The organism is Mycobacterium sp. 663a-19 (assembly GCF_035616495.1).
Lineage (GTDB): Bacteria > Actinomycetota > Actinomycetes > Mycobacteriales > Mycobacteriaceae > Mycobacterium.
The window spans coordinates 195,056-216,276 of the sequence record NZ_JAPJAV010000007.1 but is presented as its reverse complement, the minus strand read 5'-3'; the positions used below and the strand labels follow the sequence as shown (position 1 = coordinate 216,276).

At 66.7% G+C, this 21,221-nt stretch carries 24 protein-coding genes, 1 pseudogene and 1 riboswitch; of the genes and pseudogenes, 15 read left to right on the top strand and 10 right to left on the bottom strand.

Going from position 1 to position 21,221, the window contains the following annotated elements:
* Positions 1-57: 57 nt before the first annotated feature.
* A complete protein-coding gene (locus tag OQ968_RS14740) occupies positions 58-1,062 on the top strand; it encodes a metallophosphoesterase (protein WP_324679024.1) in 1,005 nt (334 codons plus the stop codon).
* Positions 1,063-1,299: 237 nt separating this feature from the next.
* A complete protein-coding gene (locus tag OQ968_RS14735; RefSeq protein WP_324679022.1) occupies positions 1,300-1,893 on the top strand; it encodes a hypothetical protein in 594 nt (197 codons plus the stop codon).
* A 300-nt stretch (positions 1,894-2,193) separates the two neighbouring features.
* Here the strand turns inward: OQ968_RS14735 and OQ968_RS14730 are convergent, their stop codons facing one another.
* The 3 genes from OQ968_RS14730 to OQ968_RS14720 all read right to left on the bottom strand — a co-directional run bounded on the left by OQ968_RS14730 (position 2,194) and on the right by OQ968_RS14720 (position 4,443).
* Entirely contained in the window at positions 2,194-2,808 is a 615-nt protein-coding gene (locus tag OQ968_RS14730; protein WP_324679020.1) for a hypothetical protein, read from the bottom strand.
* Between the two features lie 12 nt (positions 2,809-2,820).
* A riboswitch (SAM riboswitch) is annotated at positions 2,821-2,932 on the bottom strand.
* A gap of 204 nt (positions 2,933-3,136) precedes the next feature.
* Positions 3,137-3,877: an ATP-binding protein gene (locus tag OQ968_RS14725; protein WP_324679018.1), complete on the bottom strand. Its 741-nt coding sequence runs from the start codon at positions 3,875-3,877 to the stop codon at positions 3,137-3,139.
* Complete coding sequence (locus tag OQ968_RS14720; RefSeq protein WP_324679016.1) at positions 3,874-4,443, bottom strand: hypothetical protein; 570 nt, start codon at positions 4,441-4,443, stop codon at positions 3,874-3,876. Before OQ968_RS14720 ends, OQ968_RS14725 begins: the two co-directional genes overlap by 4 nt.
* A gap of 277 nt (positions 4,444-4,720) precedes the next feature.
* Here OQ968_RS14720 and OQ968_RS14715 point away from each other — a divergent pair, with 277 nt between their 5' ends.
* Positions 4,721-4,993: a hypothetical protein gene (locus OQ968_RS14715; RefSeq protein ID WP_324679014.1), complete on the top strand. Its 273-nt coding sequence runs from the start codon at positions 4,721-4,723 to the stop codon at positions 4,991-4,993.
* A 101-nt stretch (positions 4,994-5,094) separates the two neighbouring features.
* On the opposite strand, the gene OQ968_RS14710 is transcribed toward OQ968_RS14715, so the two are convergent.
* From OQ968_RS14710 to OQ968_RS24905, 3 genes and pseudogenes are all read right to left on the bottom strand, one after another.
* Positions 5,095-6,258, bottom strand: coding sequence for an FIST signal transduction protein (locus OQ968_RS14710; protein ID WP_324679012.1), 1,164 nt, complete (start codon positions 6,256-6,258; stop codon positions 5,095-5,097).
* 30 nt (positions 6,259-6,288) lie between these two features.
* Positions 6,289-7,212, bottom strand: a complete 924-nt coding sequence (gene murQ, locus OQ968_RS24910) for an N-acetylmuramic acid 6-phosphate etherase (protein WP_420715919.1) — start codon at positions 7,210-7,212, stop codon at positions 6,289-6,291.
* A gap of 66 nt (positions 7,213-7,278) precedes the next feature.
* Positions 7,279-8,007, bottom strand: a pseudogene (locus tag OQ968_RS24905) (BadF/BadG/BcrA/BcrD ATPase family protein); the annotation flags it as partial.
* A 207-nt stretch (positions 8,008-8,214) separates the two neighbouring features.
* Here OQ968_RS24905 and OQ968_RS14700 point away from each other — a divergent pair.
* The gene (locus OQ968_RS14700) at positions 8,215-9,090 is read left to right on the top strand and encodes an SMP-30/gluconolactonase/LRE family protein (RefSeq protein WP_324679007.1); all 876 of its coding nucleotides are present in this window, start codon (positions 8,215-8,217) and stop codon (positions 9,088-9,090) included.
* Here OQ968_RS14700 and OQ968_RS14695 read toward each other — a convergent pair.
* Positions 9,087-9,926 carry an SDR family NAD(P)-dependent oxidoreductase gene (locus tag OQ968_RS14695; RefSeq protein WP_324679240.1) on the bottom strand — a complete coding sequence of 280 codons (840 nt, stop codon included), beginning with the start codon at positions 9,924-9,926 and terminating at the stop codon, positions 9,087-9,089. The two genes, OQ968_RS14700 and OQ968_RS14695, sit on opposite strands and share 4 nt — an antisense overlap.
* Before the next feature lie 170 nt (positions 9,927-10,096).
* On the opposite strand from OQ968_RS14695, the gene OQ968_RS14690 reads away from it, so the two are divergent.
* The 4 genes from OQ968_RS14690 to OQ968_RS14675 are packed head-to-tail and all read left to right on the top strand — an operon-like array spanning position 10,097 to position 11,463.
* Positions 10,097-10,342: a type II toxin-antitoxin system VapB family antitoxin gene (locus tag OQ968_RS14690; protein WP_324679005.1), complete on the top strand. Its 246-nt coding sequence runs from the start codon at positions 10,097-10,099 to the stop codon at positions 10,340-10,342.
* Positions 10,339-10,779, top strand: coding sequence for a type II toxin-antitoxin system VapC family toxin (locus OQ968_RS14685; protein WP_324679003.1), 441 nt, complete (start codon positions 10,339-10,341; stop codon positions 10,777-10,779). The genes OQ968_RS14690 and OQ968_RS14685 overlap by 4 nt, the downstream gene beginning before the upstream one ends.
* Before the next feature lie 13 nt (positions 10,780-10,792).
* Positions 10,793-11,065, top strand: coding sequence for a type II toxin-antitoxin system prevent-host-death family antitoxin (locus OQ968_RS14680; protein WP_324679001.1), 273 nt, complete (start codon positions 10,793-10,795; stop codon positions 11,063-11,065).
* A complete protein-coding gene (locus OQ968_RS14675; protein ID WP_324678999.1) occupies positions 11,065-11,463 on the top strand; it encodes a type II toxin-antitoxin system VapC family toxin in 399 nt (132 codons plus the stop codon). The genes OQ968_RS14680 and OQ968_RS14675 overlap by 1 nt, the downstream gene beginning before the upstream one ends.
* Positions 11,464-11,710: 247 nt before the next feature.
* Here the strand turns inward: OQ968_RS14675 and OQ968_RS14670 are convergent, their stop codons facing one another.
* On the bottom strand, positions 11,711-13,264 hold the full coding sequence (locus OQ968_RS14670; RefSeq protein WP_324678997.1) for a serine/threonine-protein kinase: 1,554 nt from the start codon (positions 13,262-13,264) through the stop codon (positions 11,711-11,713).
* A 620-nt stretch (positions 13,265-13,884) separates the two neighbouring features.
* Between OQ968_RS14670 and OQ968_RS14665 the strand changes: the two genes are divergently transcribed.
* From OQ968_RS14665 to OQ968_RS14640, 6 genes are all read left to right on the top strand, one after another.
* A complete protein-coding gene (locus OQ968_RS14665) occupies positions 13,885-14,217 on the top strand; it encodes a type II toxin-antitoxin system RelE/ParE family toxin (protein WP_324678995.1) in 333 nt (110 codons plus the stop codon).
* Positions 14,210-14,557: a helix-turn-helix domain-containing protein gene (locus OQ968_RS14660; protein ID WP_420715912.1), complete on the top strand. Its 348-nt coding sequence runs from the start codon at positions 14,210-14,212 to the stop codon at positions 14,555-14,557. Before OQ968_RS14665 ends, OQ968_RS14660 begins: the two co-directional genes overlap by 8 nt.
* Positions 14,558-14,668: 111 nt before the next feature.
* Complete coding sequence (locus tag OQ968_RS14655; protein ID WP_324678993.1) at positions 14,669-15,406, top strand: DUF3060 domain-containing protein; 738 nt, start codon at positions 14,669-14,671, stop codon at positions 15,404-15,406.
* A gap of 53 nt (positions 15,407-15,459) precedes the next feature.
* Positions 15,460-16,968, top strand: coding sequence for an MFS transporter (locus OQ968_RS14650; RefSeq protein WP_324678991.1), 1,509 nt, complete (start codon positions 15,460-15,462; stop codon positions 16,966-16,968).
* A gap of 49 nt (positions 16,969-17,017) precedes the next feature.
* A complete protein-coding gene (locus OQ968_RS14645; protein WP_324679238.1) occupies positions 17,018-17,566 on the top strand; it encodes a TetR/AcrR family transcriptional regulator in 549 nt (182 codons plus the stop codon).
* Between the two features lie 177 nt (positions 17,567-17,743).
* Positions 17,744-18,202, top strand: coding sequence for a DUF5994 family protein (locus OQ968_RS14640; protein ID WP_324678989.1), 459 nt, complete (start codon positions 17,744-17,746; stop codon positions 18,200-18,202).
* A gap of 1 nt (position 18,203) precedes the next feature.
* On the opposite strand, the gene OQ968_RS14635 is transcribed toward OQ968_RS14640, so the two are convergent.
* Positions 18,204-19,367, bottom strand: coding sequence for an acyl-CoA dehydrogenase (locus OQ968_RS14635; RefSeq protein WP_324678987.1), 1,164 nt, complete (start codon positions 19,365-19,367; stop codon positions 18,204-18,206).
* Between the two features lie 53 nt (positions 19,368-19,420).
* Complete coding sequence (locus OQ968_RS14630; protein WP_324678984.1) at positions 19,421-20,182, bottom strand: cutinase family protein; 762 nt, start codon at positions 20,180-20,182, stop codon at positions 19,421-19,423.
* Between the two features lie 273 nt (positions 20,183-20,455).
* Between OQ968_RS14630 and OQ968_RS14625 the strand changes: the two genes are divergently transcribed.
* Positions 20,456-21,217, top strand: a complete 762-nt coding sequence (locus OQ968_RS14625) for an Rv3717 family N-acetylmuramoyl-L-alanine amidase (RefSeq protein WP_324678982.1) — start codon at positions 20,456-20,458, stop codon at positions 21,215-21,217.
* Positions 21,218-21,221: the final 4 nt, after the last annotated feature.

Here is a 21,221-nt window from a genome sequence, read left to right as displayed (position 1 = left end):
CTGGAATGATTGCAACCAAGGTCAACGGTCCATCAGCAAGACGACAGGAGGTCCTCGATGGCGGATGCCTCGGTGGAGGGTTACGACATCATCGGCGATGTCCACGGATGCGCCGGCCAGCTCGAAGCATTGCTCGTTGAACTTGGTTACCGGCCAGCTGACGGGACAGGGGAATACCGTCACCCTCGGCGCCAGGCCATCTTCGTGGGCGACCTCATCGACCGAGGAGACGAACAACTCCGCGTGTTGCACGTCGTCAAGCGCATGGTCGATGCGGGCAGCGCCCAAATCGTCATGGGTAATCACGAATTCAACGCGATCGCCTACCACACCGAGTGGCCGCACGGCAGCGGAAAGTACCTGCGCGCACACGATGACCCGGACAGCCCGTGGTCGGAGAAGAACACCAAACAACACCAGGCTTTCCTCGACCAAGTCACCGGCGACGATCGCCACCTCTACTTGGAGTGGTTCAAGACCATGCCGCTGTGGCTGGATCTCGGCGATCTACGCGTCGTACACGCATGCTGGCACGGCGATTCGATCGCGCTCATAGAGCAGCGGTGCGGTTCAAACATTCCGTTCACCGAGCCGGAGCATCTCGCAGCGGCCAGCACCGAGGAGGATCCGCTGTACCGTGCCGTCGAGACGCTGCTCAAGGGGCCGGAGATCAGCCTGGTTGACCACGGTCAGCCCAAGTACAAAGACAAGGACGGCATCCCGCGCGAAAACGCGCGAGTGAAATGGTGGAACAGTAGTGCTCGCACGCTACGCGACATCGCCGAAATGACAGGTAATTTCACCACTGTCTGCGGTGAGCCTTACCCGCGCCTCCCCGACTTGGAATTGCCCGAAGGCGCGCAGCCCTACGTCTACGTCGGACAGATCCCGGTGTTTTACGGCCACTATTGGCGGCAGGGCTCGCCCCGACACGGGCACGACTGGGCGGACTACACGGGGTGCGTGGATTTCAGTGCCGTCACGGGCGGGACACTGACCGCCTACCGCTGGTCCGGCGAAAAGCAGATCCGCCCTGACCATTACGTGCCGCGCGCTGACTGATGATGCCGATGTACAACGATTTCAAGTGGCCTTCGCCTGAACGGCTAGCCGCGCCCGCGCAGGGTGAGGTTCTCCGGCGGTACTACCTGGAGACCGCGGTGCGCTTCGATGGCGACTGTAGCGGAGTTAACCAACGCCGTGGCGGGCATAAGCATGACGGACGCGCCGAACGAGCGACGATGTCAGACCTGACCGATACCGTCGTAGTGGGTGGGCTGCACGATCGGAGGAACCAAGATGAGCGCAAACATCGTCTCCTACTGGGATTTCGATAACCAGCGTGACGCCCCGCTGACGTGTCCGTCTTGCGGCTGGATTGGGTCCGCTGAGGACCACATGGACATGCATAACGACCTGTTAGACGTCTCTTGCCCGAAATGCGGATGCATGATCCTCATCATTCTGTTTCCCACACTCGCCGAGACCCAGGCGGCCGCTGCCGCCGGCAATCAGCGCGCCGTGGCCCAATTGCCCGGCATCGAGGCGCAGGCAGAGTGGCGACGTCGTGCGAGCAACTCGATGTTGCGCGACGCCGCCGAGCTGCCCGACCTGGACGGTGATCGGCTGCTCATTCTCTGGGATCTCGAGACGGTCGACGACGAGAATTGGACGATTCTCCGACACGGCGAGCGGGAGATCTGGCGAGAGATCGCCTACTGGGAAGGCATCGAGCGCTTCGCCGAAGTCGTCGAGCTCTTGCGCGCCCGGTATGGCTCACGGCTGGTGGAGGTGTGTCCAACTCCGGCGAGCGAAGCCTACTTGTGGGGCGACAGGCACGGCGTAGACAAGATGATTGAGAGCATTAACGCCTCGCTATGCGATAACGACTGATAATGCGGCTGCACCGGTGTCGATCGACCTCGGAAACGCACTGAGCTCTTAGCTTTTGACAATGGCCGTCGATGTCGACAAGACGGAGCGCGAGGGAATGAGTGGGCGAGATCAACCGGACTCGGCGAGGCGCTGTTTGATCGTGCGTGGTCGGCGGTGAAGCCGGCCGATGATATCGCGACGCTGAACAACAAGCTTCCGAACGGGATCGCCTCGATTGCCGGTTCGGGTGTTTGGGGCCAGAACCTGCGCTCGCATCGGCTCGGGACTGGTTCACACAGGTCACCACGTTCGGCGACATTAACCTGGTCTGCCACCTCCGACCAAGTAGCCTGACTTCGGCGTCGGGCTAAACGGATCAACCCAACTCCGGAGACGTGCCAACTCAGCTGCAAAGGCGATCGCGGCGATCGAGCCGCTCTTCGTCGCCTCGAATGCGCGTTGGCCGCGCTCGCGGGCGGCCGCGTCGATGGCGTCGCCATCGACATCGATTTGCGCTGACATTCTGGCCTCCAGGACCGCTTTTCTAACGGGTTCGCTGCCGTCACCGCTCATGAACCCGCTGCGAGCGAGCACCGCGACCGAACTGGCGGGACCGCTGCCGCTGAGGCGTAGATCGCTCGGGTCGTTTAGATCCTCGAGATCTTGGAGCAGGTGCACTGTTTGAGCAGCCAGCCGGTTCGGTTCCTCCCGTTGGACTTGGATGGAATCGCCGTCCTCGTCACTCCACGACCGCGCACCTATAGAAAACCACAGGCGACCAGCAGCATCGCACCGGAACTCCACGAGTGGAGGTGACACCGCATACCTCCGTGAGATGGTGAAGACGTCCCGGGGATGCAACATCCCCGCGAGGTACGCCGCCACGAAGGTCTGGAATGATCGCCACTGGTTGTCCGAGGTGAACTCACTCATGACATGCCTTCCTATTCGCTCTTGCCGGCGCCAGTTGACGCGGGCCGCTTCGTCATCCGGGCCACCCACGAACGTGGGGTTGGCGCACCGTCTAGCCGGAGCTGCGCGACGGTGACTCGTGAAGCGTGTTCATCATAACGGGCGTCGCCGACAATCCTGGCGTCGAGACATCCACCATCGCTGTGGAATTTGAGCTGCTTTGCCGAGCAGGTCACGCCCAATCGGCACACTAATCGCTAGTGAGTCGGCAGCCGGCACGTCATGCCTCACGCGTTGAAACCGCAACCACTCTTCGAGAAGCGAAAACGACGAGACTAATGTCATTGCGCTACAGGTAGTGTCCCTGGGGCAGTTGAGCTTTGAAACGTCCAGATTGGACGGTTGCGATGAGGCCCGCTTGCGTGGCCAAACCGCTGGCGAGCACAGTGCGGCGCACGATCTCACGAATGTCCGCCCCGCTGATGTCGGTACTGAAATGGGCGGCAACGGTTCCTACGTCGATGCTCTCGCCACCGGGCACCCCCTGCAGGTAGGTGGACAGGATATGGGCGGCAGCCTCGCGGGTGGGGTAGCCGATCTCGATAATCGAATCAAACCGTGCCGTGCGGATAGAGGCAGCGTCCAGAGTGCTGACGTCATTGGTGGACGCCAACGTCAGGATCGGCGCCGATGGGTCGGTATCCATCACGGCCAGGAATTCCGACAACGCGCGTGTGTCGGCGCTCTTTCGGCGGTCGCCCACGATCAAGTCGAGGTCTTCCAACACGATCAAGGTCGGACCCAGCGTGCGGGCCTCCCTGTACACCCCCGCCAGAGCGGATTGCTCGGCGCGGGCGTCGACGGTGATAACAGTGAATGCACCCGCCAATTCGTTTGCGATCACCTGAGAAATCACGGTCTTGCCGACCCCGGGCGGGCCAGCCAACAGGACACCGCGCCGCACGCCCAAACCCAACCTCGTCATGAGCTCGCGGTGGGTGGTGACAGCGGCGACGTTTAGATCAATCTCCGACCAAACTGATCCTGGCACAATAACATTCGCGCGTGTAATGACAGGCAGCTCGCTCACTTCCAAAACCAGCCCGTTGTTTCAGTTGCGGTCAGCGCTCGCCCGCGGAACAGGTTCTTGGCACCCTCGGCATCGGCCATGATCGCCTCGATCACCGCCACGCCATGTGCCCGGTCTCCGGCGGAGGTGTAGACCTGCAGGCGGGCTCCGTCTCTGAAGTTGAACGCTTCGCTGAGCCGCACCACCAGCGGCGCCGGGGCAAGCTGCCCCGCGGCGAAGTAGGCAGATAGGGCAGAAGGCGGAGCCAGGTGTTGCTCGCCGATCTCGACGTGACCCCAGGTAGGTGGGTCGTCGTCATCGCCAGGGCCGATCTCGGGATCGAACCGGTCAATCGGCGCTGCGATCGCTAAACCCACGGTGACGTGCCCGATCGACGAGAGCTTCCGTGATTCACACACCAAATCTGAACCAGACCGACTCAGACTGGCCTGTAAGAACCCGCCCAATGTGGTTCGCGAGGTAACCGATCCGGCCAGGATCTGACCGGCCAACTCAACTGCGCGCCGCACATCCGGATGCTCGCCAGCCAAAGCGACGGCCACCGACGGCACTTCCAATTTGGACATGTCTGCAAGTCTGCCGCCACCCACCGACATTGCCGGATCCACAGAGACGCTTCCCAATGTCATTCCGCATCTTCAGCAGTGGAGTGCAGAAAACCAGCGGCGGCCCACCTACACCCTGTCTCCCGGGAGGCGTACTGGCAGAACCACCCTGACACCCAACCGGCGTCATTGACGAATTGTTACGTCGTATTCGTGCGAATCCAGTGGGCGCCGATTGGATACGCGACATCCATGCTCCGCGCTACGAAAGCCCTGACCGGGATCCTAGGATGGGATGATGAGTGCTGAAAAGGGCTGGATTGCAGAGCCGCAGCCTCCGCATATTCCCAAATATCGTTCGCGCGCCTCCTCTCGGGCCGACAAGATTGCGCGCTCGGGCGCTCTTGTCACCGAAGCCGACCTTCGTGCTCGACAACGTGCCCTGGACCAGACTTGGGCGGAGCAAGAAATCGAGAATGCCCGGTTACGCAAGATCGACCACGGCCATATCCCGCCACTGCGCATCACCGACCGCTACGCGACTGGTCGGCGGCACAAAGTAGCGCGCTAGGGCATCCCCTTCCCCACCTAATAGGTGAGGGAGGTTGGTGGTGTCGAGGTGCATTGTTACTCATCATGAGCAGGTCGAGCTGGCGGCCTTCTGGCGTCGGCTCATTCCGCGACTTCAATAAACAAAGCCATCGACGCGGTAAACCCGTGCAGCGCGTTGCGGCCCGCGATCGGGCCGATCTCTCCGGCGGCGAAGAAGCCGGCGAGCGGAATCCCGCCAAGCAGTTCCTCGATAGTCGACGCGTCGTGGTCGGCGACCCCGAACATCCGCCGGCCCCGCCCGTTGCAGGTGAACAACAACGCGCCCACTGGGCGGCCGGGCAGCTCGGCTGCCGCCCGCTCCACGGTCAGGTGCAGGTCCTTGTCGGCGCCCGCGGCGTCGCGGACCTGAAACTGCACGGTCGCGCCGACTTCGACGACCTCGCCGATCTCGATCGCCCCGGTCGTTTGGTCGGCGCCGAGCAGCCCGCGGATCAGGAAGTCGCCCTGACCCGGAGCCGCCAAATGCTCGTCGACGACAATCCCGACGTGCAGGCCGCGGCTGACCAGTTCCTGCTCGTCGCGCGACAGCCCCTCGACGATCTCGGTCAGGCGCTGCAGTGGCGGCCGGCCGCCCAACTCGGTGATCACCGTGCCGTCTTCGGCGCCGGTGACGATGTAGGGCTCGCCGATCGGCCGGCAGCCCTGCGACACGATCGGGACACCGTGCACGCCGGGCAGGCGCACCCCGACGAGGCCGGAGCTGAGCACACCGTGGTCGCGAAACAGCCGGGTCTCGCCCGGTCCCCGCCCGCCACTGACCACGCCGCCCAGCACCGTCGTTCCGGGAAGGTCGGTGTTGAGGTGCTCGACGAGCAGGCTCGACGGGAAGCTGTACGGGTCCGGCAGCAGCAGGTGCAGATCGTGCGCGGTCCGGTCGAACTGGTAACCGGTGATCAGCCCGCCTGAGTCGGTGCGGACGAACTCCAGCTGGAACGTCTCGGCGGCCAGGCCCGACGCCAGCCACACCGCCACCGCGGGCCCGTCCTCGATCTCGCGGCGGCCGGCGACGATCCCCTGGGCGATGCAACCGATCAGCGCGGGCGCCTCGACCGTCCGCTGCACCGCGTCGAGGATGTCCACCGCCTGCTCGGTGTGTGACCGCGATCCGAATAGCACGGCCAGCGTCGGCGCCTCACCCGCGAGCTCGTCGCGCGCGTGCGCTGCCGCCTCCACCGCGGCTTGCCGCGCGTCGGGCGCGGTGGAAACCCCCATTCCGATCCGCACCCTTCCATGATGCGCCGCCCCGACACATCCTCATGTCCCACCGAGCGCGTCGCGCACGCGTCCCCGCGCCCGGTCGAGCCGGACGGCGGCCTCGGCCGCGTCGACGCCCGCGAGCAGCGCGACGATCGCGGTCTTGGCGTGACCGCCCGCGGCGGCGAGCGCGGCGGTCGCGGCCTCCTCGTCGACCCCGGCGGCGTCGCGGACGATCCGCACCGCGCGCCGGCGCAGCTTGGCACTGGTCGCGCGCACGTCGACCATCCACGGCCCGTAGGCCTTGCCGAGTGCGATCATCACGCTCGTCGAGAGCGCGTTGAGCACAATTTTCTGGGCCGTGCCCGCGGTCAGCCGGGTGGAGCCGGCGAGCACCTCGGGCCCGGTCAGCAGCTCGATCACCACGTCGGCACGCGCCTCGCTGCCCGGGTTGTTGGCGATTGCCACGGTCAGCGCGCCCGTCGCGCGCGCGTGCTCGAGCGCCCCGAGCACGTACGGCGTGCGGCCCGACGCCGTGATCGCGACGAGCGCGTCGGCGGCGGTCAGGTCGGCGAGATCGGCGGGGTCGAACGCGTCCTCTGCGCCCTCGATCGCGTCGGTCAGCGCCGCCGGCCCGCCGGCGATCACGCCGCGCACGAGGTCGGTGCCGAACGTTGGCCCGCATTCGGCCGCGTCGAGCACGCCGAGCCGCCCGGGCGTCCCGGCGCCGGCGTAGATCAGGCGGCCGCCCCGCTCGAGCCGCGCGGCGATCGCCTCGGCCGCCGCCGCGATCCGCGGAACCGCCGCCACCACCGCGCCGTGCGCCTCGCCTTCGGCGGCGACGAGCAGCGCGACGACCTCGCCGATGGGCCACGCGTCGAGGTCGTCCAGGGCTGGCCGCACCGCCTCGGTGGCGAGCGCGTCGAGCCCTTGCGGCACAAGGGCTTTGGGGGCCTGCAGGCGGATCACGTGCGGCTCGTGCATTGCCGTTAGCCGCAGCGCGCCGTCGAGCGCGTCGCCGGCGGCCGGGACGAGGTCGAGCCGCTCGCGCAGCGCGTGGACCCCGTTCAAGAGTCCCGCCAGGCCGCCGACCATCGCCACCGGGCCATGCCCGGCGGCACGGGCGGTCGCGGCGAGTGCCTCGGCCGCGGCGCTGACGATCGCCAGCGCCGCGGCGTCGTCCTCCGCGGCCAGGACGTCGGGCGCGAAGGACGCGAGCGCTGCGGCACCGCTGACCTGCGCGGGCCAGGTCTCCGGCGCGCCGAAGCGGGCGCGGGCGGCGTCGAGCAGCGTGGTGTGCGGGCCGCGGCCGTCGTGGGCGCGCAGCGCCGCGCGCAGCCCGGCGGCGCCGATCCACTCGCCGCCGCCCTCGTCGCCAAGCCACGGGCCCCAGCCGTCGGCGGTCCGCAGCGCGCCGTCCGCGCCGATCGCGAGCGCCACGACGCCGGTGCCCGCGATCAGCACAACGCCCGGCTGCCCGTCCAGTGCACCCGCGTGCGCGATCACGGCATCGCTGGTCACCGCGACGCGCTCCACCCGCAGCGAGGCCAGCAGCGCATGGCCCAGCGCGCGCGCCACGTCCGGCGCCGCCAGCGCCCCGGCGGCGCCCACGATCACCTCGTCGACCGGGCCGAGCTCGCGCGCGACGGCCAGGATCGCCGCCTCCGCGGCCCGCACGCCGCCGGGCGTCGCGAGCCCCGGCGCACCCGCCCCCTGCGCCCTCCGGCCGCCCGCCGCGGCCCGGCAGGACGTCTTGCCGAGGTCGACGGCCAGGATCACCGCCCCAATATTTCATGAGAGGCGGCAAGTCTTAACCCATGTCTTGGCGGGTGATGGTTGAGTCGTTGGGCGCCGCCTCCGCTAGCCTGGCATCCGGCTGCGACGAGTCCACGAGGGGCATCGATGAGCGCAACGGGCGAGACCACCATCGAGGTGACGGGTTTGCGCCCGGTCGGGCGCGGCGTGGAGCGCCCGGGACACGTTCTGGTGGCCGGCGATGGCCGCGTCTTCGCCTCCGACAAGGCCTCGGCCGTCGCGGAACTCGTTGACGAGAACACCGTTCGCCGTGTGGGGCAGGCGGGCGGCGAGCCGAACGGGATCGCGCTCGACCGCGACGCCCATTTTCTGATCGCCAACTGGGGCCTGGGTGTGCTGCAGGATCTCGACCCGGCGACCGGCGCGATCACGGCGGTGCTGGACGGACAGCTCGACGGGCGTCCACTGCGATGGTTGAACTTCGTTCTGGTGGATTCCGTTGGGGCGCTGTGGTGTTCGGTGAGCACCATGGCAGACGATCTTATCGACACCATCGCGCGCAGCACCGCCGATGGGTTCATCTTTCGGGTTGCACCGGATCGCCAATCGGCGCGCGTGGTCGCCGACGCGGTGAGCTTCCCGAACTGCATGGCGCTGGATCGCGATGAGGACTATCTGTATGTGGTCCGCACGGTCGCCGCCGACATGGTGCGGTTTCCGATCCGGGGCGAAACACTCGGCCCGCCAGAGCGATTCGGTCCGCCGCTGGGCGGCCGGCGCCCCGACGAGTTCGGCCCCGACCACGGCCGGTTACTGGCCGACCCGCAGGTGGGCCGTCGGTGGGGGATGGCCGACGGCTGCGCGTTCGACGCCGATGGAAACCTTTGGGTCACACTCGTTTTGGCGAGCAGGATCGTGGCGATCGGCCCGGATGGCCGGGTGACGGTGGTGGTTGAGGATATTGACGGTGCGGTGGTGAGCGGCCCGACCAGCATCGCCTGGGGCGGGCCGGACATGCGCGACATCTACATCGGCTCGATCACGATCCCATATGTGCTCAAGGGGAGAAGCTCAGTGCCGGGCCTGCCGATGGTGCACCAGCGCTAGCCGCCCGAAGGCCCGGGTCTCATGAAATCGGGTATCGCGTCCTCCGTGTTGGGCTTGATCATCGATTCCGGCAGCCCCCACAGCTGCCGAATGGTGGCGCCGCCGTCGACCACAAGGGTCTGACCGGTGATGCGGGCCGCCAGCTCAGAGGACAGGAACAACGCGGCGTTGGCGACGTCATGCGCGCGGGGCGCCGCCAGCGGATTAATTCCGTTGACGGCGTACTCGTTTGGCGGTTGGTCCTCGTTGCCGGAGCCCACGTTGCCCGGCGCGACCGCGTTGGCGCGAATGCCGTAGCGCCCCAGTTCGTCTGCGAAGGTCTTGACGAGCGAGATGACGCCGGCCTTGGCGGCGCCGTAGGCGGCATGGTAGGTCGCCGCCGCGATGCCGTCGACCGAGGCGATCGCGACCAAGGATCCACCGCTGCGCTGGGCGATCATGTGCTTAGCCACGGCCTGGAAGAGGTAGAACACCTGGGTGAGGTTGTAATGGATTGCCGCGTCCCACAATTGGGTGGTGAAGTCCTCGACCTTCGACCACGTCGCGCCGCCGATGATGTCGACGCAGACGTCGACACCGCCCAAAGCCGCGACGGCTTCGTCGATCGCCCGACCGACCTGCGCCGGGTCGGTCATGTCGGCGACGATCGGGACGGCGTGACCGCCCCTGTCGACGATCTCAGCGACGACGCGATTGGCGCGCTGCCCGTCGATATCGATACAGGCCACCGAGGCGCCCGCCTCGGCCAGGGCCAGCGACGTGAACCAGCCATGGCCCGCGCGCTCCGGGATGTAGCCCGCACCCGACACGACGGCGCGCTTGCCGGACAGTCCCATATCGATCACGGCCGACCTCCCTTGCGCCCCAACCCGTCAGCGACCGCTACCGTACGCCGTCCGCAGCTCAGCGCGGATCGGGAACCGGAGCGCGCTGACGGGCATCCCACCAATACGCTGCCGGAACGACTTTTCGACTGGTACCATGATCCAGGTAGAAAGGTACCATCATGGCTTTGAACATCAAGAATGCCGCGGTCCACGAAGCGGTCAAGCAGATCGCGAAAATCACGGGTGAGTCCCAGGCTCAGGTTGTGGCGACCTCGGTGAGTGAGCGTCTGGCGAGGCTGCAACGGGACGATCTCGCGGCCCGACTCCTGGCCATCGGCCACAGGACGGCGAGCCGGATGAGCCCCGAGGCCAAGCGGCTCGACCACGCGGCTCTGCTCTACGACGAGCGGGGGCTCCCGGCGTGATCGCGGACACGTCGGCAATCATCGCGATACTTGCCGAGGAGGACGACGCGGCGGTCTACGGCCGGGCCATCGCCGGCGCCGACGTCCGAAGACTTTCCGCGGCAAGCTATCTCGAATGCGGGATCATCCTCGACGCCCAGCGGGATCCCATCATCAGCAGAGCCCTGGACGAACTCATCGAGGAAGCGGAGTTCGTGGTCGAGCCGGTGACCGAGCGTCAGGCCCGCCTGGCCCGCGAGGCCTACGCGGATTTTGGCAAAGGCAGCGGCCACCCGGCCGGTTTGAACTTTGGTGATTGCCTCTCCTACGCGCTCGCACTCGACCTACGCGAGCCGCTGCTTTGGAAAGGCGACGACTTTGGGCATACGGGTGTTCGATCCGCGCTCGAGGATGGGTCGGACGCAAGAGGGCTGCGGCGTGGTACTACAAATTCGTAGTACACTGGTTCGCATGTCTGAGGTGCCGGTGCGTGAGCTGAATCAAAATACCGCCGGAGTTCTCGCACGGGTCAAGCGCGGCGAGCAGATCGACATCACCGAACGCGGAGCCGTCGTGGCTCGCCTGGTCCCGGCCCAGGAAAATCCCCTAGCCGAAATGATCAGCGCGGGAAAGCTCCACCCCGCCACCCTCAGCGGACCGGCGCCACGCCCGTCCGGACCGATCAAGACCGACCAGGAGGCCGGTCAACGGCTTCGCGAGCTGCGCGACACTGAGCGCTATTGATGCTTTATCTCGACACGTCGGCCCTGATCAAACTGATACGGCGTGAACCCGAAAGCGATGACCTCGCTGACTGGCTCGACGCGCACATACCCGCGCCATGGGTGTCATCGACGCTGATCGAGGTTGAACTCCCTCGCGCCCTGCGGCGAATGGAGCCCTCGTTGCTCGCCGATGTGCCCGCGATCCTGGCTCGAGTAGCGCGCTACGAAGTCGACGAGGTCGTCCGTGCCGCCGCCGCGGCTTATCCGGACGCCACGCTGCGGTCGCTTGACGCGATCCATCTCGCGACCGGAGACGCGGTGTTCGGCACCCGGTTGACCGCGTTCGTCGCCTACGACGAACGCCTCCTCACCGCCGCCGCGGCGGCCGGTCTGCCGACCGCTGCCCCGGGCCGCTGACAGACGGACCGATGACCCCGACTTTTCGCGCAGGGGTGGGCGTAAGTTGTTGCGCGACCGACTAATAGGTGAACTTTGTTTGTGCTATCGCCGGTGATAGCGGAAACAAAATCGCCTTATGACCGGCTCACGGTACGGACGTGGCTCATGTGATCGGTCGCGTTCACCGCGACCCAACGTCTCACAAATCCGCGGTCGCGAAGGTGGGACCCGCGGTCGGGGAGGTGCTGATGGCGCCGTCATCAAATCAGTTGTAGGCCGTGCTTCCCTCGACGGGATGGGTTGTGCTGACGATCTTGGCGATGCAATGGTCGCGATCAAATCCTTGGCTCCTGCACCACGCCAGCGCTCCCGCAGGGTCCCGAGAAGTAATGCCGACAACGGTCACCCAGAAGTCGTTGCCAGAGAACGTCGACCAGTCTCCGGACCAAAGTAGCCTTACGCCTGGGTAGCGCTGCCTGAGCTGGAGGTGCTCTCGCAGCGTCATCGCGTTGTCCCACACAACGCCGTTGTCGACGACGCCGGGACGCTTGGAGCTGAGTTGTGGAATCCAGCGATCCGCGAGTTGGGCACTTATGAACGGCCGGTCATCATTCGCGATCTGCCGCAGCTGCTGCACCGGATCTTGGGGTGCGGGGGCTGGCGTGGGGGCTTGGGCCGGCTGCGTCCCTGCGGAAGATTCCGTGTAATAGGTGGTTACCGGGCTGGAGTAGGGGACGAGGGACGACGTAGCGGGCTCCGAGCTGTCGGAGTTTCGGTTTACGAGAAGAGCGATGACCACGCCGCCCAACACCAGCGCCACTGTGATCCCGATAGCGGTCACGGCTATTAGCTGCCTTGAAGTACCTTCCCGGGAGCCCGCCGCGGCCATCGGACCCGTTGCGGGATAGGGATATTGGGCATTGAACGGCGGGTAACTAGGTGGGCCATTGACCCGTTGGGGAGCAAGCATCGTATCTGGGAGGGGCGGGACAGGCCGCTCGGTTGACAGCGCGCGTTTTGCGGCGCGTCCCAGCGCCCCGGCACTGCCGTATCGGTCGTTGGGGTCTTTGGCCATACCGCGCGCGATGACATCGTCAAACGACGCGGGAACGCGTGGGTTCACGGCACTGGGCCGCGGAGGCGGCGACGATATGTGCGAGCCGATGACCTGCCCTGCGCTGTGAACCGGAAATGGTTTGGCGCCCGTCAGCGCTTCATAGAGCACGCAGGCCAGCGAGTAGACGTCGACAGCCGGCGTCGCTTCCCCGTCACCGAACCGCTCGGGGGCCATGTAATCGAAGCTTCCAACTTGATAACCCGCCATCGTCAGGTGCGTGTCGCCCTTTGCCTCGGCGATACCAAAGTCCACCAGATATGCGAAATCGTCCGGCGTGACAATGATGTTCTGTGGCTTCACATCTCGGTGGATCAGCCCTTGGGCGTGGGCGGCATCCAATGCCGCCGCGATCTGCCGGACGATGTCGACCGCGCGCTGCGGGTCGAGGGCGCTTCTTTTGAGAAGGTCATGCAGCGTCTCGCCCCGAACCAGCCGCATGTCGATATAGAGAATGTTGTCGATTTCGCCCCAATCGTGGATCGGGATCACATGCGGTTCCTGGAGAACCGCCGCGGCACGCGACTCGCGCAAGAAGCGAGCGCGAAACGTTTCGTCCTGGGCGTATTGATCGGTGAGGAGCTTCAGCGCGACGATCCGGCCCTTGTCCGTGTCGTAGGCCTCGTAGACCTCGCCCATACCGCCCTTGCCGAGCAGCCGTCTGATTTGGTACTTGCCAAACGTCCCGCCGACGAGTGACCTCATCGAACCCTCCCAGTTCGTTGCTGCGGTCAGTATCGGTCGAAGCCGTCGCCTTATGCAGGCGTTTGCTCAAGACGCTTTGTATTTAACTGACGGATGCGAGCTGTGAAACATCATTTGCCCAGGTGGCAGTGGCTTGCGCCCGTCCGCCAGCGCGGACCAGGTCGATGCCGCGGTGTCGCAGATTCTGACGGATGTTGGTCCGCGGTTTAACACCCCTAGTCGCGAATCATATTGTGTGTCAGGAGAGTTCGTCATGAGTGGGGCAGGCCCCGTGCAACGGACCGATACGTGAGTTCTCTTTGTGCTATCGCCGGTGATAGCACAAGCAAAAATCGCGTAATGGGCGGCTCACGGTACTCACGTGGCTCATGCAATTACTGGTAGTGGCGATCGCCGCGTTGGGGCATGCGGGTGTCCGCGCTGCACGGATGAGTCCGAACAGTACGCATCCGTCCCGGTGCAGCCGTGATTCCCTGTCGGTGGCCGGTGCTTGGATACGGCCGTGGTTGTCGAGTTGTGGTGCGGACGCTTCGCGCGCAACGACGTCGTCGGCATCCGGTGTTGGGTTCGTGGATCCGCTCCGGGATCTCGCCTGACATCTATATTGGTTCTGATATAAGATGGGCATCGATCTGAAGCCCATCAGATGGCTTGGCACAACTCGCGACGACATCCGCGAGCAGCGTCCGGCCATCCGGGACGAGCTCGGCCAGCAGCTGCTTCGAGTGCAGATGGGGCTGATGCCCAACAACTACAAACCGATGACCGCCGTGGGCCTCGGCACATACGAGATGCGAGTGCGGGACGCTGACGGGATTGCGCGGCTGATGTACGTCACGAAGTTCGACGACACGATTTGCGTCCTCCACGTGTTCACGAAGAAGGCGCGGAGGACACCGAAGACCGACATTGATCTCGCCAAGAAGCGCTATCGAGAGGCAAGAGATGGCTGACAGCGTGTTCTACGATCTCGCTGAAACCCCAGAGGAGGCAGCGAATCTCACCGCGCGTGGCCTGCTCATGATCGCCATCGAGCAGCGAATCAGGGAAGAGGGTTGGACCCAGACCGAAGCCGCGGCGCGACTTCACGTGACCCAGCCCCGAGTTTCGGATCTCCTGAACGGAAAGATCAGCAAGTTCAGCCTTGACGCCCTGGTCAACATGCTCGCGCCAGTCGGCCTGACGTTCGATGTTCGACCTGTCGAACGTCCGCCGGTGCGGGCGGCCAAGAAGGGCAATGGGCATTCCACAAGGGCCAGGTCGAGCAGGCGCAAGGCGCTCAGCAGGCACTGACCATTGGTACGGTTGTGGTCGGCCCGGTGGGCCGTCCAGATCCGTTGCGCGACAACCCGGTGATCTCGATGTTTTCGTCCCGCTGACTGATGCGTGTGGCACATTTGGCAAATGCAAGACGACGATCCCGAAAAGCGGATCCGCGAATTGGAACGCGGGCTTGCCGACACAACGCGGCCCGCCCCCGGAGCGCCGTACACGGGTAGCGCCCCACCGCCGCCGGATTCGTCGTACTACTACCCGAGCCCCACGCCGCCGCGACGCACGGGCCCGTCGTTCCGCATCCTCATGCTGGTGGTGCTGTTCGTGTCGATCGGCGCAGCCGTTATGGCGATCGTGGGAAGTTTGGCCGCGAACAACCGACCGACCGCCGGGCCCGGTCCCCGGGCGACGCCCAGCAACCGTCCCACCGCGGTGCCCCAAGGGGGTGAGATCAGGGTCGGCGGCAACATGGAGACGAAGACGATCGCCTGCAACGACGGCACCCTGACGCTCTACGGCTACGGCAGCACGTATTCCGTCACCGGCCACTGCGTCAGCCTGACGGCGGGCGGTTACAACAACAACATCACCGTCGACAACGTCGACACCCTCGAGGCGACCGGGTACGGCAACACGGTCACCGACCGGGCGTGCAACAAGTGCAAGCTCACGCTGTCCAGCTACGGGCTCGTCGTCAACGTCACCGGCCACGCCGCCAGCCTCACCATCACCAGTTACGACAACAAGGTCATCATCGACAGCGCCGACGCCATCAACGTCTCCGGCTACAACAACGACGTCACCTATCACTCGGGCAAGCCGAAGATCGCCGACTCGGGCTACTCCAATACCATCCACCAGGGTTGAGGACGCGCGAGCACAGGCTTGCGATCACGCCGGGGCGGGTAATGGGGGTAGCGATGAGCGACAGCGTGCAGACCGGAACCATCACCACCCAGGTGCCCGCGCGGCTGGACCGGCTGCCCTGGTCGCGATTCCACTGGCGCGTCGTCGTCGGGCTGGGCGGCGTGTGGATCCTGGACGGGCTCGAGGTCACGATGGTCGGCAACGTGTCGGCCCGCCTCACCGAAAAGGGCAGCGGCATCGCGCTCGACCCCGCGCAGATCGGCGTCGCCGCCGCCATCTACATCACCGGGGCATGCCTGGGCGCGCTGTTCTTCGGCCACCTGACCGACCGCTTCGGGCGGCGCAACCTGTTCGTGCTGACCCTCGTCGTCTACCTCACCGCCACCGTCGCGACCGCGTTCGCCTTCGCGCCCTGGTACTTCTTCGTCGCGCGCTTCTTCACCGGTGCCGGCATCGGCGGCGAATACGCGGCCATCAACTCGGCGATCGACGAGCTGATCCCCGCCCGGGTGCGCGGCCGTGTGGACCTGATCATCAACGGCACCTACTGGCTGGGCTCTGCGGCGGGCGCGGCCGGTGCGCTGGTCCTGCTGAACACGTCGAACTTCCCGGCTAACGTCGGCTGGCGGCTCGCCTTCGGCATCGGCGCCATCTTCGGCATCTTCGTCCTGCTGGTGCGGCGCAACGTTCCCGAAAGCCCGCGGTGGCTGTTCATCCACGGCCGCGACCAGGAGGCCGAACGAGTCGTCGGCGAGATCGAGGCAGAAGTTCAACAACACACCGGCGAACCGCTGCCCGAGCCGCAGGGACGCCCGCTAACCGTCCGCCAGCGCGAGACGATTTCGTTCGTCGAGATCGCCCGGGTGGCCTTCAAGCTCTACCCGCGCCGCGCGTTCCTCGGGCTGGCCCTGTTCATCGGGCAGGCCTTCCTCTATAACGGCGTGACCTTCAACCTGGGCACGCTGCTGAGCGGGTTCTACGGCGTCGCGTCCGGGACGGTGCCGATCTTCTTCATCCTGTGGGCGCTGAGCAACTTCCTCGGCCCGCTGCTGCTGGGGCACCTCTTCGACACCGTCGGCCGCAAGACGATGATCACGCTGTCCTACGTCGGCTCGGCGGCCGTGGCCGTCGTCCTCGGGGTGCTGTTCGTGACCGAGACCGGCGGCGCGTGGACCTTCATCGCGGTGCTTGCCGTCGCGTTCTTCCTGGCATCGGCGGGCGCGAGCGCGGCCTACCTGACGGTCAGCGAGATCTTCCCGATGGAAACCCGGGCGCTGGCCATCGCGTTCTTCTACGCGGTCGGCACCGCGATCGGCGGCATCACCGGGCCGCTGCTGTTCGGCCAGCTGATCAACTCCGGAGAGCGCGGCCAGGTGGTGTGGTCCTTCCTGATCGGGGCGATCGTGATGGCGGCGGCCGGCCTGGTCGAGCTGTGGCTGGGCGTCGCGGCGGAGCGACGCCCGCTCGAAGAGCTGGCGCTGCCGCTGACCGTGGCCGACGCCGAGCAGCAGGACGGTGAGCAGCAGGACGCTGAGCAGCAGGACGGCCCAACCCACCCGTAACCTTCACGGTGTGGCTGCACGGAAAACGGGGAAACCCCCGTCGACCCGCCTGTCGGTCCAGGACTGGCTGCAGGCCGGCTACGCGTTGCTCGCCGAGCAGGGGGTGCGCGCGCTCAAGGTCGAACGGCTTTGCCAGCAGCTCGGCGTCACCCGCGGCAGCTTCTACTGGCACTTCGAGGACATGGACGGCTACCGGGCCGCGCTCGTCGAATCCTGGAACACGTTTCTGGAACGCGACCGCCAATCGCTGGCCGAGCTCGACGCCCTGCCGCCGCGGGAACGGCTGTCCCGCATGATGATTGCGTTGGTCAGTCCGCAGCATTGGATGCTGGAGCGCGCGATGCGCGAATGGGCGCGCTCGGACCCCGTCGCCGCCGCCAACATCCGCGCGGCCGACCGGCGGCTGGTGAACTCGGTCGCAAAGGCCTACGCCGACTACGGCTTCAATCCCGACGACGCCCGGCTGCGCGCGGAGTTGACCTTCGCGGCCGGAATCGGGCTGCTGCACATCGCCGGTTCGGCCGAGCAGGCGCAGTCGGTTGCGCAACGCGAGCGGTTCCTCGACCTCATGCTCGCCGATCCGGCGGACGGTCGCTGACGCTGGTGGCGTAGCGTCGAAGGTGAGCCGTTTCGTTGTCAGCGGTGGTCTGCCGTCGTCCGGGCGGATGACACCCACGGGCAATGTGATTCCTCCGTCGCCCCGCGCCTGCGGGGCTGTCGATGCCGACCGTGAAGGAACATCCCGTGGATCGTCCAGATAAGTGGCGGCACTGAGGTGACGTATCCGATCAGGGCCCGGCGCCGGGCCAACCCCATCCGGCTTTCGGTGGCGTCCGATCTGGGCCGCGACATCGACGGCGCATGGTGGCCGTGGGCGGACCGCATCACCAACGAATTGCCCAACCTCGTCGCGGTCCTGACCCCGTTGCTCGGCGAGATCGTCTCGATCAACGTCAACTGGCCGCCGCTGCAACGGCCGCCCGATTTCAACTGTCAAGGGTGGGAGCAAAAGCGCCAGCACGTGATGACGGTCAACGGCGCCGACGCGTGCGCCAACCTGTTGATCGTCCCGTACGGGACGTATAGCGGGCTCGCCCTGATGGTGATGCGCCGCGCGGCGGACCTGCCCATCGAACCCGGCGACCGCAACAAGCCCGCGTTCCTGACCGCGGGCCTGATCCTGCATGCCGCCCAGTTGCAGCAGTCGCGGAGAAAGCTCGCCGACCCGACGTAGATCAGATCATCGCGATCGGCGAGATGTGCGCGCCAATCGCCAACGCCCCGGCCAACTCTCGGCCGACGTCGTAGTCGAAGACGACGTGGCCGGCCGCGATGTCGACGTCGCGCTTGGCGCGCTGCAACGGGTTATCCAGGAAGTGGGCGCTGGCCCCGGAGGCCTCCATGAGATCGGCGATGACGGACCGGGATTCGTGCACGGTGTAGGCCGCGGCCAGCCGCGCGTGGGCGCGCGTCGATCGCCGGACCCGTTCGCCGCTTTCGACGATGCGCTCGATCTCCGCGGCGGTGTCGGCGACGAGCGCCCGCAGCGCGCGCAGCCGCACGTTGGCGTCCGCGAGCCTGATCTGGGCGGCGGGCTGATCCTTTTGCGCGACTCCGCTGTACGCCAGCACCCGGCTCCCGAGCCGTTCGGCGAACAGCCCGGCCACCCGTTCGGCGGCCCCGAGGATCGGCATCGCCGCCGTCAGCGCGAGGGCCGGGACCAGCGGCCAGCGGTAGGTCGCCGCGCCGTGAAACCGCGCGCCCGGCGCCGTCCCGCCGTAGATGTCGGAGACCGCGGCGATGCGATGCTCGGGCACGAAGATGTCGGTGGCGACGAGGTCGTGGGAACCGGTGCCCCGCATGCCCGCGGTGTGCCACACGTCGGCGACGTCGATCTCGCCGGCGGGCATCACGACGAGCGCCGGGATGATGCCGTCCGGCCGCTCGAGCAGCGCCCCGACGATCACCCAATCCGCGTCCATCGCGCCGGTCGCCCACGACCACCTGCCCGTCAGGCGCACCCCGCCGTCGACGGCGCTGCCGCGGCCGGTCGGGGCCAGGGGAGCCGGCGCCAGGACCGGTCCCGAGGCGAACACCTCCTCCTGCAGCCGCGGCTCGAACAGCGACAGCATCCAGTTGTGCAGCGCATAGAAACCCAGGGTCCATGCGCTCGACGCGCAGCCGTGCGCCATCCGCCGAATCGGTTCCAGCAGTTCGGGAAACGACGCCTGCATCCCGCCGAAGCGGGCCGGGAGCAGCAGCCGAATCAGGTCGGTCCGCTTGAACTCGGCGACGGTCTCCGACGGCAGGCGGCGCAGCCGCTCGGCCTCGTCGGCGCGCTCGGCCAGCCGCGCGACGAATTCGTCGGTGATGCCGTGCAGCGGACGGCCGTCGGACATGCCGTCGACCGTAACATACTATTTTGTACGGTCAGCGCGGGCTGACGTGGGGTTTAGCCTCCGAACCCGCTGCGCGGGGCGCCCACCACACTCGCGGGCCCGCCGGAGGCTCCGTTGACACGGCCGGCGGCGAACGCCGCTCCCTGGTCGACGATGCTGCCGTCGTTGGCGTACACGTCGTGCGCGGCGAAGTTCATGCCGTCAGAGCACACCGGGTCTTCGGGGGCGCAGACCTTGATGGTCTTGGACGCATAGGTGGGGCCGATGACGACGGGCGGCTCGCCGAGGAAGTTCATCGCCCGCACGTTCGGCATGCCGAACAACACGACGGCGGCGACGTGGTTGGCGACGTCGGGCGACAGCGGCTTCGGCACGGTCGCCGGGTCGACGCCGTCGGGCACCGCCGCGGAGGTGACGAAGCCCATCACGGCCGCTCCCTGGGAGTAGCCGCTGAGCACCATTTTGGTGTTCGGGCAGGTTGCCGCCGTGGACTGGACGTGGGTGCCGGCGTCTCGAATGCCGTCGAGGCCGGTCTCCCATTCCTGGCTGGCGGGGTAGTTGACGGGGTAGACGGCCATCGACTTCGGGGCGATGCGCCCGCGCAGATCGTCGACGAATGCCTGTCCGGTGGGGCCCACGCCGGGGTCCTCACCGGTTCCCCGCGCGAACAACACCTCCACGTCCGGGCACGCCTGGGCGGAAGCGATTGGGGCAGGGGCAGACACCACGGAACCGCTGAGGCCCGCGGCGGCGAGTAGTGCTGGAGCAACGAAGCGAGTGATGTTACCGGCGATCATGCCGCAATATTTGCCCATTCCAGCGTCCCCCAAACCTAAGAATTTCCAGAGCAGTTCATAATTATTCCCTCATAAATCCGAGTTGCTTCGCAAGCCGCGCGGCGTGTCCCGCTCGCGGGGTCCGCGGACCGTCAGGTTTGCTGCGGCCCATGGCCAAACCCGTTGCCGGCCATCGATGTCGGTGGGGCCGAGTACGTTCCGGGCATGAGCAAGTCCAGGGCGAGCCCGGGCGGTGATCAGGTGAGGTGGCTCAGCCGTGGGCGATCGCCGCCCGATTGTTAGCATCGCGCGATGGGCGAACCGCGAGCCGTGTCCCGGCGTGACCTGTTGAGGTACGCCGGCGTCGCGCCGGTAGCGCTCGGTGTCGCGACGCTGGGCGCCCCGGCCGCGACGGCGGGCCTCTCCGGTTCGGCCGTCTTCCTCGACCCGGGCCACAACGCGGTCAACGACGCGTCGACCACCCGGCAAGTGCCCAATGGCCGCGGCGGCACCAAGCAGTGCAACACATCGGGTGCCGCGACCGACGACGGCTACCCGGAGCACGCGTTCACCTGGGACGTGGTCCAGCTGATCAGTGCTTCACTCAGCCAGCTGGGCGTGCGCGTCCAGTTGTCGCGGGCCAACGACAGCTCCGCCGGACCGTGCGTCGACGAACGCGCCGCGCTGGCCAACGCGATGCGCCCGGATGCGATCGTCAGCATCCACGCCGACGGCGGTCCCGCGTCGGGCAGCGGATTCCACGTGAACTACTCCAGCCCGCCGTTGAACGCCGCTCAATCCGGGCCCGCGGTGCAGCTGGCCCACACCATGCGCGACGCGCTGGTGCAGGCGGGCCTGCAGCCCGCCAACTACATCGGTTCCGACGGGCTGTACGGCCGGCCCGACCTCGCCGGCCTGAACCTGGCCGAATACCCGGCGATCCTCGTCGAGCTCGGCAACATGAAGAACGCGGGCGAGGCCGTCCGGATGGAAAGCGCGGACGGCCGCGCGAATTATGCCGCCGCCGTCGTCCAGGGGATCGCCGCGTACCTGAGCGCGAAGCCCACCGGCTGACGGG

What these genes read in the sequence shown, in the direction of transcription:
- OQ968_RS14740 (WP_324679024.1), top strand. Translation starts at nt 58, where the DNA reads ATGGCGGATGCCTCGGTGGAGGGTTACGACATCATCGGCGATGTCCAC.
- OQ968_RS14735 (WP_324679022.1), top strand. Translation starts at nt 1,300, where the DNA reads ATGAGCGCAAACATCGTCTCCTACTGGGATTTCGATAACCAGCGTGAC.
- OQ968_RS14730 (WP_324679020.1), bottom strand. Translation starts at nt 2,808, where the DNA reads ATGAGTGAGTTCACCTCGGACAACCAGTGGCGATCATTCCAGACCTTC.
- OQ968_RS14720 (WP_324679016.1), bottom strand. Translation starts at nt 4,443, where the DNA reads ATGTCCAAATTGGAAGTGCCGTCGGTGGCCGTCGCTTTGGCTGGCGAG.
- OQ968_RS14715 (WP_324679014.1), top strand. Translation starts at nt 4,721, where the DNA reads ATGAGTGCTGAAAAGGGCTGGATTGCAGAGCCGCAGCCTCCGCATATT.
- murQ (WP_420715919.1), bottom strand. Translation starts at nt 7,212, where the DNA reads ATGCACGAGCCGCACGTGATCCGCCTGCAGGCCCCCAAAGCCCTTGTG.
- OQ968_RS14695 (WP_324679240.1), bottom strand. Translation starts at nt 9,926, where the DNA reads ATGGGACTGTCCGGCAAGCGCGCCGTCGTGTCGGGTGCGGGCTACATC.
- OQ968_RS14690 (WP_324679005.1), top strand. Translation starts at nt 10,097, where the DNA reads ATGGCTTTGAACATCAAGAATGCCGCGGTCCACGAAGCGGTCAAGCAG.
- OQ968_RS14680 (WP_324679001.1), top strand. Translation starts at nt 10,793, where the DNA reads ATGTCTGAGGTGCCGGTGCGTGAGCTGAATCAAAATACCGCCGGAGTT.
- OQ968_RS14675 (WP_324678999.1), top strand. Translation starts at nt 11,065, where the DNA reads ATGCTTTATCTCGACACGTCGGCCCTGATCAAACTGATACGGCGTGAA.
- OQ968_RS14670 (WP_324678997.1), bottom strand. Translation starts at nt 13,264, where the DNA reads ATGAGGTCACTCGTCGGCGGGACGTTTGGCAAGTACCAAATCAGACGG.
- OQ968_RS14665 (WP_324678995.1), top strand. Translation starts at nt 13,885, where the DNA reads ATGGGCATCGATCTGAAGCCCATCAGATGGCTTGGCACAACTCGCGAC.
- OQ968_RS14660 (WP_420715912.1), top strand. Translation starts at nt 14,210, where the DNA reads ATGGCTGACAGCGTGTTCTACGATCTCGCTGAAACCCCAGAGGAGGCA.
- OQ968_RS14655 (WP_324678993.1), top strand. Translation starts at nt 14,669, where the DNA reads ATGCAAGACGACGATCCCGAAAAGCGGATCCGCGAATTGGAACGCGGG.
- OQ968_RS14650 (WP_324678991.1), top strand. Translation starts at nt 15,460, where the DNA reads ATGAGCGACAGCGTGCAGACCGGAACCATCACCACCCAGGTGCCCGCG.
- OQ968_RS14635 (WP_324678987.1), bottom strand. Translation starts at nt 19,367, where the DNA reads ATGTCCGACGGCCGTCCGCTGCACGGCATCACCGACGAATTCGTCGCG.
- OQ968_RS14630 (WP_324678984.1), bottom strand. Translation starts at nt 20,182, where the DNA reads ATGGGCAAATATTGCGGCATGATCGCCGGTAACATCACTCGCTTCGTT.
- OQ968_RS14625 (WP_324678982.1), top strand. Translation starts at nt 20,456, where the DNA reads ATGGGCGAACCGCGAGCCGTGTCCCGGCGTGACCTGTTGAGGTACGCC.